This window comes from Streptomyces sp. MMG1121, from assembly GCF_001280015.1.
GTDB lineage: Bacteria > Actinomycetota > Actinomycetes > Streptomycetales > Streptomycetaceae > Streptomyces.
Map to the genome: position 1 here is coordinate 1 of NZ_LGDV01000201.1, position 15647 is coordinate 15647.

General features: G+C 72.0%; 14 protein-coding genes. 5 read left to right on the forward strand and 9 right to left on the reverse strand.

All coding sequences use genetic code 11. From position 1 onward, the window contains the following. The 5 genes from ADK64_RS25100 to ADK64_RS25120 all read right to left on the reverse strand — a co-directional run. Window positions 1–1740: endo-beta-N-acetylglucosaminidase (locus tag ADK64_RS25100; RefSeq protein ID WP_053662148.1), on the reverse strand; the 1740-nt coding region annotated here is incomplete at its 3' end. Continuing rightward, complete coding sequence (locus ADK64_RS25105; RefSeq protein WP_053662150.1) at window positions 1737–2993, reverse strand: glycoside hydrolase 5 family protein; 1257 nt, start codon at window positions 2991–2993, stop codon at window positions 1737–1739. The genes ADK64_RS25100 and ADK64_RS25105, both read right to left, overlap by 4 nt. A gap of 31 nt (window positions 2994–3024) precedes the next feature. Further along, window positions 3025–3930: a carbohydrate ABC transporter permease gene (locus tag ADK64_RS25110; protein ID WP_053662152.1), complete on the reverse strand. Its 906-nt coding sequence runs from the start codon at window positions 3928–3930 to the stop codon at window positions 3025–3027. Then, entirely contained in the window at window positions 3927–4856 is a 930-nt protein-coding gene (locus ADK64_RS25115; protein WP_053662155.1) for a carbohydrate ABC transporter permease, read from the reverse strand. The genes ADK64_RS25110 and ADK64_RS25115 overlap by 4 nt, the downstream gene beginning before the upstream one ends. Window positions 4857–4862: 6 nt before the next feature. Next, the gene (locus ADK64_RS25120; protein ID WP_053662157.1) at window positions 4863–6149 is read right to left on the reverse strand and encodes an ABC transporter substrate-binding protein; all 1287 of its coding nucleotides are present in this window, start codon (window positions 6147–6149) and stop codon (window positions 4863–4865) included. Window positions 6150–6407: 258 nt separating this feature from the next. Between ADK64_RS25120 and ADK64_RS25125 the strand changes: the two genes are divergently transcribed. Next, window positions 6408–7478: a LacI family DNA-binding transcriptional regulator gene (locus ADK64_RS25125; protein ID WP_053662159.1), complete on the forward strand. Its 1071-nt coding sequence runs from the start codon at window positions 6408–6410 to the stop codon at window positions 7476–7478. On the opposite strand, the gene ADK64_RS25130 is transcribed toward ADK64_RS25125, so the two are convergent. Beyond that, entirely contained in the window at window positions 7429–7911 is a 483-nt protein-coding gene (locus ADK64_RS25130; protein WP_053662161.1) for a MarR family winged helix-turn-helix transcriptional regulator, read from the reverse strand. The two genes, ADK64_RS25125 and ADK64_RS25130, sit on opposite strands and share 50 nt — an antisense overlap. Window positions 7912–8060: 149 nt before the next feature. On the opposite strand from ADK64_RS25130, the gene ADK64_RS25135 reads away from it, so the two are divergent. Further along, a complete protein-coding gene (locus ADK64_RS25135) occupies window positions 8061–9257 on the forward strand; it encodes an FAD-dependent monooxygenase (RefSeq protein ID WP_053662163.1) in 1197 nt (398 codons plus the stop codon). 22 nt (window positions 9258–9279) lie between these two features. Here the strand turns inward: ADK64_RS25135 and ADK64_RS25140 are convergent, their stop codons facing one another. Beyond that, complete coding sequence (locus tag ADK64_RS25140) at window positions 9280–11616, reverse strand: alpha-L-fucosidase (RefSeq protein ID WP_053662165.1); 2337 nt, start codon at window positions 11614–11616, stop codon at window positions 9280–9282. Between the two features lie 211 nt (window positions 11617–11827). On the opposite strand from ADK64_RS25140, the gene ADK64_RS25145 reads away from it, so the two are divergent. Continuing rightward, the gene (locus ADK64_RS25145) at window positions 11828–13174 is read left to right on the forward strand and encodes an amidase (protein WP_053662167.1); all 1347 of its coding nucleotides are present in this window, start codon (window positions 11828–11830) and stop codon (window positions 13172–13174) included. A 25-nt stretch (window positions 13175–13199) separates the two neighbouring features. On the opposite strand, the gene ADK64_RS25150 is transcribed toward ADK64_RS25145, so the two are convergent. Together ADK64_RS25150 and ADK64_RS45215 are read right to left on the reverse strand one after the other, a co-directional pair. Continuing rightward, a complete protein-coding gene (locus ADK64_RS25150; RefSeq protein ID WP_053662169.1) occupies window positions 13200–13685 on the reverse strand; it encodes a GNAT family N-acetyltransferase in 486 nt (161 codons plus the stop codon). A 63-nt stretch (window positions 13686–13748) separates the two neighbouring features. Continuing rightward, complete coding sequence (locus ADK64_RS45215; RefSeq protein WP_107093075.1) at window positions 13749–13922, reverse strand: hypothetical protein; 174 nt, start codon at window positions 13920–13922, stop codon at window positions 13749–13751. A gap of 410 nt (window positions 13923–14332) precedes the next feature. Here ADK64_RS45215 and ADK64_RS25155 point away from each other — a divergent pair, with 410 nt between their 5' ends. Both ADK64_RS25155 and ADK64_RS25160 read left to right on the forward strand, forming a co-directional pair. Further along, entirely contained in the window at window positions 14333–14728 is a 396-nt protein-coding gene (locus ADK64_RS25155; protein WP_053662172.1) for a hypothetical protein, read from the forward strand. A gap of 57 nt (window positions 14729–14785) precedes the next feature. Continuing rightward, complete coding sequence (locus tag ADK64_RS25160) at window positions 14786–15586, forward strand: SDR family oxidoreductase (RefSeq protein WP_053662173.1); 801 nt, start codon at window positions 14786–14788, stop codon at window positions 15584–15586. Window positions 15587–15647: the final 61 nt, after the last annotated feature.

Below are 15647 nucleotides of genomic sequence, written 5' to 3' on the forward strand. Positions count from 1 at the left end.
ACCGGCGGTGGCGGTGAGCCGGACTCCGAGGGCGTGGACGGTGCCGGACAGCCCGGTGAGCGGGATCGTCACGGTCTGCCAGCCGTTGACCGACTTCACCCCGGCTTGCCTGTTGACCGAGTTCACAGCCAGATAGGTGTACGGCGGTGTCGCCCCGGGGCCGCCCGGTTCGGCCGTCGCCACCGCCAGCTCCACGTTCACAGCCCCGGCGTCGGTCCGGGACGTCAGCTCGACAACCGTGTTCACACCGATCGGCAGCCGGGTCGCGTACACATCCAGCACCGCGGGTTGATCCAGTTCACCGTCCACCAGCACGCTGCTCCCGCCCCGCCAGGCGTCGGCGAAGTCGAAGGAGACCGCCGGCCGCTGCCCCGCCGTACGCACCACCCAGCGCCGGGACGGCAGCCGGTCCTGGAGCCCGAGATGGTTCCAGGGGGCGTCCGAGGTGACGGCCCCTTCCTCGTACCAGCGCAGCCCGTGCCCGGTGTTGAAGACGCTCGCGAACGGCAGCGCGGTCACCGTCGACCGGTCGGCGACCGACACCGCGGGCGCCCGCCAGGGGTCGCCCGCATCCGGGCGGGACGGGTCCAGCGAGCGTCCGGTCCAGAACCGGTCGTCGGCCGCGTGGAAGTCGCCGGGGGCGCGCTGGTCGGCGGGCAGGTGGTTGCGGGTCCACTCCGGCCGGTAGAAGCCGATCGAGGTGAGGTGCGCCTCGCCGGAGGGGACGATCGCGTCCCAGTCCACGGCCGTACCGGACCCGTCCGACTCGACGTCGACACCCGCCCACAACTGGTAGCGGTCACGGCCCAGCCGATCCGCCCTGGTCGCCGAGGAGGCGAGCGTGGCAGCACTCCACCGGAAGTCCACGAACATGTCGTCGGCGGCCTGGAAGAACGCCTGGTTCTGGCTGTCCAGGGCGCCCTGCCAGCTGACGGAGCCGTTGACCGTCATCGCGTCGTACCAGGTCACCCGCTGCCCGTGCGCCGCCGCGAGCGTCTTCAGCTCCTTCACGAAGGCGAGCATCGCCTGGCCGAGCGCGCTGTTCCCGCCGCCCGTCTCGGCGTTCACGAACCAGCCGTCGAAGCCGTACGCCGCCGCCACCGCGACGAGTTGGGCGGCGAGCGGGAAGTGCCCGGAGGTGTCCTTCTGCACCAGGTCCCGGGTCCACTGGAGCTGTCCGCCGTACGCCGTCGGCGGCAGGAAGATGTTGCCGAGGACGGGCACGCCGTGCCGGTGGGCCGCGTCGGTGACCGGTGCGTTCGGCGCGAGGATCAGTCCCTCGCCGGCCGAGCCGCCCCAGAAGACCAGCTCGTCCAGGTAGGCCCAGTGGGTGAGGGCGTAGTAGTCGGCCGTCGCCGCGCCCTGCGAGGGGTTGCCGGAGGTGGGTCCGAAGGAGACCAGGGCCTGGACGCGGGCCTGGCCGGAGCGGGCGGTGCTGTTCGCCGGGGTCGGGGTGAAACGCGCGGCGAGCGGCACGGACGCGGCGTTGAAGGCGAGGTCGGGGTCGTCGGCCGCCCGCCAGCTCTTCAGGCCGCACCAGGTGACACCGGTGTCCGGGCTGCCCGCGGGGAGCGAGTCCGGGTACCAGTACGAGGCGTACGGCGGGGTCGCGGCGGCCCGGGGACGGACGGGGGCCTGGGGACGGACGGCGGTCCGGGGACGGTCGGCGGCGAAGGCGGGCGGCGGGAACAGGCCCGCGGCGGCCCCGGCGATCAGGACGGTGCGTCTGCTGGGGTTCACGAGCAAGTGCCTCCGTGTGGGGTGGGGAGTACCTGGTCGGGGCTGACGACCTCGGTGATGCCGCGCGCGGCGAGATGGTCCTTGTCGTCGGCGCGGGTGTCGAGGACGGTGGTGGGGCGGGCGCCGTCGGCGACGAGCCGGAAGAAGGCGTCGAAGACGTCTCCGCCCGGCGCACAGCGGGAGCGCACGGCCGGATCGTCGGGGACGACGAGGGCGGTGGCGCGCACGGCGGGGGCCTCCTGGGTGCGCCGCGCCGCCTCGGCCAGCACGCGCGCGATGTCCTTGGGCTCGCGTCCGTTGGTCAACAGGCCCAGCCCGTATTCGAGTGGGGGGAAGTCGGCGAGGTCGCGGGAGACGTCGTACGAGCACCACCAGGTGACGCCCCACAGGTCGGGGCAGTCGAGGACGTGGGTGAGCGTCGCCTCGGTGAAGGCGGCGGCGTGCTCGGCGGGGACGAGCGGTGCGGGTGCGCCGACCTCCTGGAGCCACACCGGCCGGTGCGGTGCGTCGGCCCATGCCTTGCTCAGCTCGACCAGGTAGGCGGCGTGGTGCTCGGCCGGTACGGAGGTACGGCCATGGCGCTGGGCGGTGCCGTTGAACACCCAGGAGTGCACGGCGGTGACGTCGCCGAGGCGGGCGGAGTGGCCCGGGGTGAAGGGCTGGTCGTCCTGGTACCAGGCGGCGTCGTAGGAGGCGTGCAGGTGGAGCCGGTCCGGGGCGCCCTCGGCGCACGCGGCGAGCATCCGGACGAGCCAGCGCTCGGCGTCCTCGGCCGTGATCCGGTCGGGGTCGGGGTGCGGGCCCGCGGCGAACTGGTTGACCTCGTTGCCGACGGTCATGCCGATGAAGCCCGGCCGGTCGGCGAGGGCCGCGGCGAGGGTGCGCAGATAGCCGGCCTGGGCCTCCACCGCCTCCGGGTCGGTGAAGAGGTTGCGCCGGTGCCAGGTGCGGGTCCACGCGGGCAGGAAGTCGAAGCTGCTCAAGTGCCCCTGCAGTCCGTCGACGTTGACGTCCATGCCGCGTTCGGCGGCCGCGTCGGCGAGGGCCACGAGCTGCTCGACGGCGCGCGGCCGGATCAGGGTGCGGTTGGGCTGGAAGTACGGCCACAGCGGGAAGACCCGGATGTGATCGAGGCCGAGGGCGGCGATCGCGTCGAGGTCGGCGCGCACGGAGTCGAGGTCGAAGTCGAGCCAGTGGTGGAACCATCCCTGGCTCGGGGTGTAGTTGACGCCGAAGCGGACGGCAGGAGGCATGGAGGTCCTTGGGCGATGCGGTTGACGTGGTTCAGCCCTTGACGGCGCCCTCGCCGACCCCGCGGAAGAAGTACCGCTGCAGACAGGCGAAGAGGGCGATGAGCGGGGCCACGGCGATCACGGTGCCTGCGGCGACGATCCGTTCGTCGTTGGCGAAGGTGCCGTGCAGATAGTTGAGGCCGATGGTGAGCGTGAACTTGGACGGGTCGCTGAGGACGATCAGCGGCCACAGGAAGTCGTCCCAGGCGCCCATGAAGGCGAAGATGGCCACGACGGCCAGCGTCCCCTTCACCGCGGGCAGGGCGACGCGCAGGAACCGCTGCCAGACGTTGGCGCCGTCGACATAGGCGGCCTCCTCGATCTCGTAGGGCAGATTGCGGAAGGCGTTGCGCATCAGCAGCACGTTCATCGCCCCGATCGCGCCCGGCAGGACGACGCCGACGAGGGTGTTGTTCAGGCCGAGTTCGCGCATGGTGGTGAACTGGGCGATGACGATGCCCTCGACGGGTACGAGCATCGCCAGCACGAACACCAGCGTGGTGCCGCGCCGGCCGCGGAAGCGCAGCCGGGCCAGGGCGTATCCGGCGAGGGCCGAACCGGCGCAGTTGGTCACGACGTTGGCGGTGGCGACCTTCAGGGAGTTCAGGGCGTAGTCCCAGACGGGGATGGTGTCGGCGACCCGGGCGTAGTTGTGCAGGGTGGGGTGCTCGGGCAGGAACGACGGCGGCGAGCCGTAGATGTCCTCGGTGGGGCCCTTGAGGGAGGTGGACAGCTGCCACAGGAACGGGCCGACGGTCAGCGCGAGGACGGTGAGGAGCAGCAGATAGCGCACGGTCAGCTCGCCGACGCGGACACGGCGGCCGTGCTCGTCGCTGACGCGCGGCTTCCGGGCCGCGGTGACCGGCTGCTCGGGCCGTACCTTCTCCAGGATGCTCACGACTCCTCCCTGCGGTCGGCGCGCAGCACGAGCAGCATGAGCGCGACGGTGACGACGAACACGACGACGGAGAGGGCGGAGGCGTAGCCGACGCGGCCGGTCAGGCCGGTACCGGTGCGCTGCACGAGCATGACGAGGGTGGTGTCCTCGCCGGCCGGGCCGCCCGCCGGGCCCGCCATCAGGTACACCTCGGAGAACACCTTGAACGCGGCGACCGAGGACAGCGCGGCGACCAGCACCATGGTGGAGCGCACGGCGGGCACGGTGACCGAGAGGAACCGGCGCACCGGCCCGGCGCCGTCCACGGCGGCGGCCTCGTGCAGTTCGCGGGGCACGTTCGCGAGCGCCGCCAGGTAAATGATCATGTAGTAGCCGAGGCCCTTCCACACCGTGACGGCCATCGCGCTCAGCAGGAGCAGCCACTGGTCGCTCAGGAAGCCGACCCGGCCGATCCCGACGCTCTCCAGCAGCGAGTTGATCAGACCGCGCTCGTCCAGCAGCCACACCCAGATCAGCCCGACGACCACGATCGAGGCGACGACCGGGGTGTAGAAGGCGGAGCGGAAGAAGGTGATGCCGGGGATGTTCTTCTGCACCAGCAGTGCGAGCAGCAGCGGCAGGACGACCAGGGCGGGTACGACCACGAGGACGTAGAGCGTGCTGTTGCGCAGGCCGGTCCAGAACATGTCGTCGTGGAGCAGCTCGCGGAAGTTGGCGAGGCCCACGAAACGGCCCGGGAGCAGGGTGCGGCGGTCGGTGAAGGAGTTCACCAGGGTGGAGACGAACGGGTACAGCACGAACGCGCCGGTGACGAGCAGCCCCGGTGCGGCGAACAGCCAGGGGCTGGCGGGCAGTTGGCGCCGGATGCCGACCGGCGGTCGGCGCGGCACCCGGGCGGGTGCGGTGGGAGCGGTGGGAGCGGCCATGGCTGGTCAGCCCTGCGTCAGGAGGCGGTTCACGGCGTTGACAGCGTTGTCGAGGGCCTGCTTGGGGCTCTCCTTGCCCTGGAGCGCCTTGGCGACCTCGTTGCGCAGCGCGGTCTTCATCTGGTCACTGAACAGCACGGGCGTGTAATTGACCGCGTTCTTCAGCGACTTGGCGGCGGCGATGCGGACCCGGGTCTCGTCGGTGCCGTCCTCCTTGGTGAAGTACGGGTCGCCGAGGGAGCCGGCGGTGCTGGGGAAGATGGCGACCTTCTTCGCGAACGACATCTGGTTCTGCGCGTCGGTCACGAAGTGGGCGAAGGCGACGGCGGCCGGGGTGTGCTTGGTGCGGGAGTTAACCATCACGCCCATCACGTACATGTTGACGTGCCCGGTGCTGGTGATCTGGTCGGTGATGCCGATGTTCCGGTAGAGGCTGGGCGCGTTCTTCTTGAAGTTGCCGAGGTCCAGGGCGCTGCCGGGGTTCATGGCGACGGCGCCGGTGAGGAACTTCTTGCCGGAGGACTCGGGCGTCGCGGTCAGCGCCTGCGGGTCGAGGGCCCCGGCGTCGTACAACTGCTTGTACTTCGTCAGGAGTTCGACCCCCTTGGCGTCGTTGAAGGCGAACGCGGTGCCCTGCCGATTCATCAGCGTCACGCCGTAGCGCCCGAAGTCCTCGATGGTGGGGACGTTGGCGAGGGTGGCGACCTTGCCGCCGCTCTTCCCCGCCATCTGCAGGGCGTCGGCGAAGAGGTCGTCGTACGTCGTCGGCGGCTTGGCCGGGTCGAGGCCGGCCTTCTCGAAGAGGGACTTGTTGTAGAAGAGCGGGCCGGTGTTCAGGTACCAGGGGAAGGCGTAGGTGCCGCTCATGCCCGGCACTTGATGACTGGCCCAGGCCCCGGCCAGGTACTCGGGCCTGTACTTCGCCGCCGCCTTGTCGAGGTCCATGGCCAGTCCCGCCTTGGCGAGCGGGGCGACGAGGTCCGGGGAGACGTTGACGACGTCGGGCAGGGTGCCGCCGGCGGCGTCGGCGCTGAGCTTGTCGGGGTAGCCCTCGGCGGGCTGGTCGATCCACTTCACATGGGTGCCGGGGTACTTCTTCTCGAAGTCGGCGATCAGACCGTCGAAGTACGACTTGAAGCCGGCGCGCAGATTCCAGGTCTGGAAGGTGATGTTCCCCTCGACCTTTCCGGAGGCGTCGGTGGAGCCGCCGCCGTCGCCGCCCGAGCCGCAGGCGCTGAGCGGCAGGACGAGGGCGACGGCAGCGGCGGCGAGGGCTCTGCGAGGCATGGGCACGGTGACACGGCTCCCTTGCTGTGTCGGGCTGTTGGCGGCGGAAGAGACCATGCACGGGCCGTTCGGAGAAAGTCAACGGATTCGCCAACTAAAGAAAATCAGACGCACATTAGTCCAGGTCGGAGGAGAGAGGACGAGAGCTTGCCACAGATCACTAATGCGCTTTAGGGTCTTGACACTCAAGCGCATTAGCCAACTTCGCCCGGAAGGGGGAGAAGCGTGCCGCCGACCAAACGGACCCCCGCACGCCGGCCCACGATGAAGGACATCGCCCGGCGGGCCGGGGTCTCCGAGAGTGCCGTCTCCTTCGCGCTGAACGACCGCCCCGGCGTCTCCGAGTCCACCCGCGCACGGGTCCGCCGGGTCGCCGAGCAGCTGGGCTGGCGGCCCAGTACGGCCGCCCGCGCCCTGTCCGGCGAGGGAGCGGCCACGGTCGGCTTCGTCCTCGCCCGCCCCGCGCACACCCTGGGCGTCGACTCGTTCTTCCTCCAACTCGTCTCCGGCATCCAGGAGATGCTCGCGGAGCGCCATCTGGGCCTGCTCTTCCAGGTGGCCGAGGACGTGGCCGACGAGTGCGCGGTGTACCGGCGCTGGTGGGCCGAGCACCGGGTGGACGGCGTACTGGTGGTCGATCCGCGGGCCGAGGATCCGCGCCCCGGCCTGCTGGACGAGCTGGGCCTGCCCGCCGTGGTGATCGGCGGCGCGCCCGACGTCCGTCATCCGGGGCTGTCCACGGTCTGGGCGGACGACGCGGGCGCGATGGCCTCCGTGGTGGACGAGCTGACGGCCCTCGGCCATCGCCGGATCGTGCACATCGCCGGCCTGCCCGGCCTGGCACACACCCAGCGCCGTATCGCCACGCTGCGCGCGGAGGCGGAGCGGCGCGGGCTCACCGAGGTCCGGTCGGTCACGACCGACTACTCCGACACGGAGGGCGCGGCGGTGACCCGCCGGGTGCTGGGCGGCTCCCCCGCCCCCTCTGCCACCGCGCTGATCTACGACAACGACGTGATGGCCGTGGCGGGCCTCGCGGCGGCGGCCGAGCTCGGCTTCCGCGTCCCGCAGGACGTGTCGGTGGTCTCCTGGGAGGACTCGGCCCTGTGCCGCATGGTCACACCGCGGCTGTCCGCGCTGTCCCGGGACAGCGCGGAGTTCGGCCGGACGGCGGCGCGCGAACTGCTGGCCCTGCTGGACGGCGCCGCGGCCCGCTCGGTCGGGGTGCCGGTGCCGCGGCTGACGGGGCGGGGCAGTACGGGGGCGGCGGCCTCTCCCCGGGCGATCAGGAGTGCGGTGGCGCCCCCTCCCCCAGGGCCGCCATCCGTGCGGTGACGTCGTCGGCCAACTTCCCGAGCAGGCGGCCGAGTTCGCCGCGGTCGCGTTCCGGCCACTCGGCGATGGCGTCCGTGAACCAGCCGATCATGGACTCCGCGTAGCGGTTCGCCGCCGCCGCTCCGTCGTCCGTCGGCTCGATCAGGCTGGCGCGCCGGTCGTGGGGGTCACTGACGCGGCGCACCAGGGCGCGCCGCTCCAGTCCCTGGACCTGCCGGGTGATGTGCGGGCCGACGACCTGCATGCGCTCCGCGATCTCCCCGATGCGCAGCGGCCCGTCGGCCGTGTGCAGTGTCAGGAGGACGCCCAGCGCGGGTCGGTCCAGGGCGAGGCCGGCCGCCTCTGCCGCCCGCTCGGCCAGCCTTCCCCTGCTGACGGCGTTGCTCAGCTGCATCAGTCGCGGCAGGACCGCCCGCACGTCCTCTGTGCTCATCACATCTCCACTTGCATACCTAAGTTAGGTATCTATATCCTTCACCCACCGGCGTCACCGGGAAGGGCGCGGCACGCCTTCTCTAAAGATACCTAAGGTACGCATCTTTGGTGGGGCCGACGGACACGCGACCGACGGAAGGAACCCTCGTGAACCACTCCGCGCACCGCAAGATCCTCATCTCCGGCGCGAGCATCGCCGGTCCGTCCCTGGCGTACTGGCTCGACCGCCACGGCTTCGAGGTCACCGTCGTCGAGAAGGCCTCCATGATCCGTGGCGGCGGCTACGCCATCGACATCCGCGGCACCGCCCGCGAGGTCGTCGACCGCATGGGGCTGCTCCCCCGGCTGCGCACGGCGCACGTCGACACCCGCAGGCTCTCCTTCCTGGACGCCGAAGGCGCTCTCATCGGGTCCGTGCCACCCGAGGCCCTCACCGGAGGCGCGGCGGGCCAGGACCTCGAAGTGCGCCGCGGTGATCTGGCGGACGCCCTCCACGAACCGATCCGGGACCGGGTCGAGTTCCTGTTCAACGACTCCATCGCCACCCTGGCCGACCGCGGCGACCGGGTCGAGGTCGCCTTCGACAGCGGTATCCGTCGCACCTTCGACCTGGTCATCGGCGCCGACGGGCTGCACTCGAACACCCGCCGCCTGGTCTTCGGCCCCGAGGAAGGGTTCCACCGCTACCTCGGCCACGTCTTCGCCGGCTTCACCCTGCCCAACGAGTTCGGCCTCGCGCACGAGGGGGCCGTCTGGAACAGTCCGGGCAGGGCGGCCGTCCTGTACGCCCACGAACCCGCCGACCGGCTGCACGGGTTCCTCGCCTTCGGGCAGCAGGAACCGCCCTACGACGCCTTCCGCTCCCCCGAGGCCCAGTGCGACCTCGTCGCCGCCACGTTTCCCGAGCAGGCCTGGCACGTCCCGCGCCTGGTGGCCGCCATGCGCGAGGCCGACGACCTGTTCTTCGACGTCGTCAGCCAGATCCACATGCCCGTCTGGTCGCGCGGACGGGTCGCCCTCGCGGGCGACGCCGCCCACGCCACCTCTTTCCTGTCCGGCCAGGGCTCCAGCGTCGCCCTCGTCAGCGCCTATCTCCTGGCCGGGGAACTGGCCCGGCACGCCGACCACGCGGACGCCTTCGCCGCCTACGAGCGGCAGGCCCGCCCCTTCGCCGAGCGGAACCAGGCCCTCGCCGCGCCGGGCGGAACCGTGCTCGTACCCGGCACCCAGGAGCTGCTCGACGCCCGCAACGAGGCCCTGCGCGACCCCGCCGCCGTGCACAGCGGGCAGAAGCAGGCCGCGCACAACGGGCTCGTCCTGCCGGACTACGAGCGCGACGTCTGACGGGTGGGCGGGACCGCGGCGTTCAGGACCGCCAGTCGACCTTGAACACCCACACGTACCGGCCGGCCTTCCGGGCCGCCGCGGGTACGTCGACGACCAGGGACCCGTCCGTGACGGTCCAGGACAGGGGACCGTCGTGGCCGAGCATCGTCACCCTGTCTCCGGGCCGCACGGGCACCGGCGCCTCGACGACCAGCTTCGCGCCCGGCTCGGCGAGGGAGTGGATGTAGAAGGCCTCGTCCGGGCGGACCGTGAAGCGCAGGTCGTCGCCGAGCTGGGCCGTCCGCGACCAGTACGTGGTGTCGTACACCGCCTCCCCGTTGACCTTCAGCCACCGGCCCGTCTCGCGCAGCCGGGTCTGCATGATCTCGGGGATCGTGCCGTCCGCGCGCGGGCCGATGTCCAGCAGGAAGTTGCCGTTCTTCGAGACGATGTCGACCAGGCTGTGCACGACCTCCTCGGCGGTCATGTACGCGGAGTCGGGCGTCGCCCGGTTGTAGCCGTAGCTGAAGGGGTCGAGGCCCCGGCTGGCCTCCCACTTGGCGACGACGGTGTTGGCGTACGTCGTGTACTCGGGGGTCGTGAAGTCGTGGAAGCCGATGCCCGAGCGGTTGTTGACGGTCACGTCGATCGGACGGGCGCGGTTCTTGGCGTGGTCGAAGTACTCGGCCAGCACATGGAGGCTGTCGTTGGCGCCGCCGATGTCGCACCAGATGATCTCCGGGTCGTACCCGTGGATCAGCTCCAGCATCTGCGGGGCCTGGTAGTCGTGCACGTAGTCCCTGCCCGCGGTGTACCCGGTGTACGGCACGGAGGCGAGCGTGTACGGATTGCGCGGGGCGTGGCCCATCCAGGGGTTGTCGGGGTTGAACCACTCCGGCATCGAGAAGTACAGGCCCCGGTGCAGCTCGGGGGCGTAGCGACGGCTCGCCTCGAAGAGGTCCCCGACCAGATCCCGTTTCGGGCCCATCCTGACCGCGTTGCGGTCCGAGACCTTGGTGTCCCACAGGGCGAAGCCCTCGTGGTGCTTGGAGGTCAGCACGTGGTACTGGGCGCCCGCGTCCCGGAACAGCTCCACCCACGCGCGCGGGTCGAACTTCTCGGCGGTGAAGCGGGGGATGAAGTCGTCGTAGGCGAAGTCCTCGCCGTAGGTGTCCCGGTGGTAGGCGTACACCGCGTCGGAGGGGTCCTGCATGTGGTCCCAGTACCACTCGGCGTACTCCTTGCCGACCGGCGACCAGGCGGGCACGGAGTAGACGCCCCAGTGGATGAAGATGCCGAACTTGGCTCCCTGGAACCAGTACGGCGCCTGATGTGCGGACAGGGAGGCCTCGGTGGGGGTGTAGTCCGCCGTGCCCAGGGTCAACGATGCCTTTCCCGCGGTCACTTGGGTGCCTCGGCCCGTGACGGTCACCGTGCCGTTCCGGCTCGTGCCCGGCACGGTGCCCGGGCGGTTGCGGATGCCGATGCGGACACGGGCCTGCTCGCCTGGGTCGAGGCGGTGGATACGGGCGGGCGCGACCGTGCGGGCGCCCGGGACGTCGACCGCCACCGAGACGCCGTCGGCGGCCAGTACGGCGACCGTGCCCGCGTTGACGACGGTCGCCTCCACGCTCTGCGCGCCGGACGGTTCGAGCAGGGAGGTGGTGGAGTGCGGGGTGCGCAGGGCCAACGCCCGTCCGGTGGCGACCGGCTGGAGGGTGAGGGCGAAGATGTGCAGGGACGCCTTGTTCGCCTCGGCCGGGTTGGTGACGGGCAGTGTGACGGCGACCGCCGCACGGCGCGGATCGAGCCACACCTCCGCGACACCGATGCCGACGCCGTGCTCGTCCTTGCCGCCGTCGGGCCGGTAGCGGTACGGCGCCGACAGCGCACCGCCCGCCGCGTACCAGTCGGAGCCGCCGAGGCCGGCGGTCGTGGTCGTGCCGTCGGCGTAGTGGACGGTGGCCTGCCCGGAGGCGTCGCCGTAGCTCGCGGCGGTGAGGAAGAACGCCGACAGATAGTGCCCCCCGGGCAGGTCGAGGCGCTGACCGAGGGCGACGACGTTGTTGCGGGCGCCCGCGGTCGAGGCGGGGAAGAGGAAGGGGACGCCGTCGACCTCGACGCGGCCTGCGGGCAGTTCCTCGCCGGGGAAGGTGTAGCCGGATCCGTCGAAGTCGCCGCCGCGCGCGGCGGCGGTGTCGATGCCGTCGTTGTCGTAGACGGCGTCCAGCGGGACGGGCACCGGGTCGGGGACGGCGGCCCACGCGCTGCGGGGTCCGGCGGCGCCCGCGGGGGTGGCCGTGGTGAGCGGAAGGGCGGCCGCGGCGGCCACGCCCGCCGCGGTACCCAGGACCAGTCGTCTGGGATACGTGCTCATGAGCGGCTCCCATACACTCCGATTCATCGGACGTCTGATGATTGAGGTCGAGCCGCTGGACTGTCAACGGGGCTGCGGGGTCGAGAACTTGAGGCAGAGATCGGATGACCGATCCAGGGGTCGCCCCCGGCCTCTCGACGTGCCGCCCGCGACCGGGCACAGTTCTCCCTGCGCCTTGATTCGTACCAGCGAGTAGCCGAGGAGTGTGCCCGTGACCGAGTGGGCCGGCCGGACCGCCGCAGAGATCGCCGCCGCCGTACGCGCGAAGGAGGTCACGCCACGGGAGGTGGTGGCGGAGCACCTCGCCCGGATCGAGCGGATCGACGGGCGGATCGGGGCGTTCCGCAAGGTGCGGGCCCAGGCGGCGCTCGCCGAGGCCGACGAGCTGGGCGCGCGGACCGATCTGGCCGAACTGCCGCTCGCGGGCGTGCCGTTGGCCGTCAAGGACAATCTGGCGGTGCGCGGCGAGTCCCACCGCGACGGCTCGGCCGCCACCCCGGACACCCCGGCCGCCCGGGACCACGTCACGGTGGCCCGGCTGCGGGCGGCCGGCGCGGTGGTCGTGGGCCTGACGAACGTGCCCGAACTGTGCGTCTTCGGCACCACGGAGGGCGCGTACGGCACGACCCGCAATCCATGGGACCTCTCCCGTACGGCGGGCGGCTCCTCGGGCGGCAGCGCGGCCGCGGTCGCGGCGGGCCTGGTGCCGCTCGCGCTGGGCAACGACGGCATGGGTTCGCTGCGCATCCCGGCCGCGAACTGCGGGCTGGTCACGCTGAAGCCGGGGCACGGGGTGGTACCGGCCGGGATCGGCAACGGCGACTGGTTCGGCATGTCGGAGAACGGTCCGCTGGCCACCACCGTCGAGGATCTCCGGCTGATGCTGGACGTGCTCGCGGACGCCGCCCTGCCCCCGGCGCCACGGCCCGTGTCACTGCGGGTCGCCGTGGCCCTGCGCAGCCCGCTCCCCGGGGTGAGCGTGAGCAGGCCGTATACGACCGCGGTCCGCGAGGCGGCCGGAGCGCTGGCGCGGGCCGGCCATCAGGTGCGGCGGGCCGAGCCGCCGTATCCGCCCTCCCTCGCCCTGACCGCGATGCGGCACTGGACGGCGGGGACGGCCGTGGACGCCGAGGGCCTGGACCCGGCGCGGCTGGCCCGGCGGACCCGGGTGCACGCGGCGCTGGGCCGGCGGTTCGTCGCCCCGGTCCGGGCCGGCGACGGACGGGAGCGGCTGCGCGCCCGGCTGACGCCGTTCTTCACCGAGCACGACGTGCTGCTCGGCCCGGCCCTGGCCCGCCGCTCCCCCACGGCCGGCCCGTGGCACGAGCGCGGCTGGCTGCGCAACATCCTCGCCAACGCGTACACCCCCTTCACCCCGCCCTGGAACCTGACCGGCTGGCCCGCGATGTCGGTCCCGTTCGGCACCCTGCCCTCGGGCGCCCCCTGCGCGGTACAGCTCGTCGGGCGGCCGGGCACGGAGGACGTCCTGCTGGGGCTGGCGGCGGAGCTGGAGAAGCGGCACCCCTGGCGGCGGACGGCGCCGATGGCCGGCCTCTGAAGCACGCTCCGCTCCTGCGCACCGGCTAGTCGAGTGACCGGTACATGATGTGCAGACCCACCCTGCCGTGCCGGGGGTGGTCGTACGCCTCCGGGACCGTGCCGAGGACGGTGAAGCCGAGGGAGGCCCACAGGGCGACCGCGGGGTTCGTCTCGACCACGGCGTTGAAGACCATCGCGCGGTAGCCGTGGGCCCGCGCCTCGGCCAGGACGTGTTCGGCGAGGGCGCGGCCGACACCCTGTCCCGTGTGGGCGGGGTCGACCATGAATCCGGCGTTGGCCACGTGGGCGGCGGGGCCGCCGTAGTTGGGGGTGAGGTAGGCCGAGCCGACGATCCGTCCGGCCGGGTCCTTGGCGACGTAGACGCGCTTCGGCGGGCTCGTCCAGAGCGCGCGGGCGTCCTCCTCGGTCGTCCCCGGGTCCCAGGCGTAGGTCTCGGCGGCGGCGACGATCCGGTGCCAGAAAGGCCAGATCCGCGGCCAGTCGTCGGCCGCGGCTTCTCTGATCAGCATGGGCGTGAGTCTGTCAGGTGGTCACGCCCATGCGTACGGCGATCGCGAACGGGTCTGCCCGGCTCAGTCGACGCTGGGCAGGATGTGCGGCTCCGCGAGGTCCTCCTCGTAGCCCGCGAGGCGGATCGGGGCCGACCGGGCCCACACGTCGAGGCTGCCGAGCTCTCCGGGCCGTCGGCCCGTGCGCTCCGTGCGTTCCTTGGGGCGCTGTTCGCGATTCGTCTTCTCCGGTGTCACCGCGCACTCCTTATGTGTCGGGTCACCCTCGGGGGCCCTGCCGGAAAGCCTGCGCTCCGGTGCTCGACGCCCGCTCGGGTCTGGATGGAAGGCCAGTTCGGACGCGGTGGCGCCGGTACGGACGGTGGGTGGGGTAGACCCTGTGTACTGCCGTCCGCCACTTCAGATTAACCAAATGAGCGACTGCGCGCTCGATCGGGAGTGCAAACAAGGTGTAACTATCGGAAGTCCTGCCCACTCCAATACCCACCAATATGAGGCTATTTGCCACTAAGTGCATCACTCGGCTGCCGGAGCGATTCACCCACTCGGCCTACATGCGACGCAGTTCAAGTCCTGTTGGCCGGACCGCAAGGTCGCCATGATCTGCTGGCGTGCGGGCAACGGCTGACTCGCGGAGGGACTGACGCATGGAGCTGCGCAGCGTCGAGGAGCTGATGGATCTGCTGTACGCCGGCCGGCACCAGCACGCGCTGCGGACCGCCGCGCTGCTGCGCCGCAGCCGCCCCGCCGACAAGGAGCTCCAGGTGGCGGGGCTGGTGCACGGCATCGGGCCGGTGCTGTGCCCGGGCGACGAGAGGGGCCGGGCCCGCAGCACGGCCGAGGCGGTGCGTGCGCTGCTCGGGGAGCGGGTGTTCCGGCTCGTGCGCGGGGACACGGGCGCCGCCGACGACGATGTGCAGCGGCTCCGGCTCGCGGACGAAGAGGGTCGTACGGCCGGTTTCGACGCGGGCGTCCTGGAGGACTGGCGCACGGTGCTGGAGCTGGTGGCGGCCCGGCACTCGCGGCTGGGCGCGGTCGACTGACCGGTGCGGCGGCTCATCCCCCTGTCATCTGACGGCTCGTCATGAGACGGTACGGCGATGACGTCGTCGTACGGGCTGAGCGGCAGGGCGGCCGTCGTCACCGGCGGCACGCGGGGCATCGGGCGGGCCGTGGCCGAGGCCCTCGCGGCGGCCGGCGCGCTGGTGTGCGTGACCGCGCGGGACGCGGCCGAGGTGCGGCGCACCGCCGCCGGGCTGGGCGGGATCGGGCTGGCCGGGAGCGTGGCCGACCCGGGTCATCCGGAGGCGCTCACCGAACTGGTGCTGCGCGAGTTCGGACGACTGGACGTCGTCGTCAACAACGCGGCGACGAACCGGCCGTACGGACCCCTGATGGAGGCCGATCCGGACGCGTGGCGGGAGGCGTTCGCCGTCAACGTGGAGGCACCGCTGCGGCTGGTGCGCTGTGCGTGGCGGGGCTGGATGCGCGAGCACGGCGGCGCGGTCGTCAACGTGTGCACCGAGGGCGCCGGTCACGCGGGGCCGAACGTGGGCGCGTACGGCACCACCAAGGCGGCCCTGCTCCATCTCACCGGGCAGCTCGCGGGCGAACTCGCGCCCCGGGTGCGGGTGAACTCCGTCTCCCCCGGGCTGGTGCGCACCGAGATGGCGCGGTTCGTGTGGGAGCCGGGCGAGCAGGAGGTGGCTGCCGGGCTGCCGCTCGGGCGGATCGGGGAACCCCAGGACGTGGCACGGGCCGTGCTGTGGCTCGCCTCCGACGCGGCCGAGTGGGTCACCGGCGCGGATCTGCTGGTGGACGGCGGGACACGGGTGCGTGCCGCGTCCACGGCGGGTCCGTACGCCGTGCACGAGCGCCTGCGCGGGGTGCCCGAGGACTAGGCGGCGACGCGGACCGGCCCCCGGAAGGGGCCGCGGTCCGGCACGACGGCTTCGCGCTGTG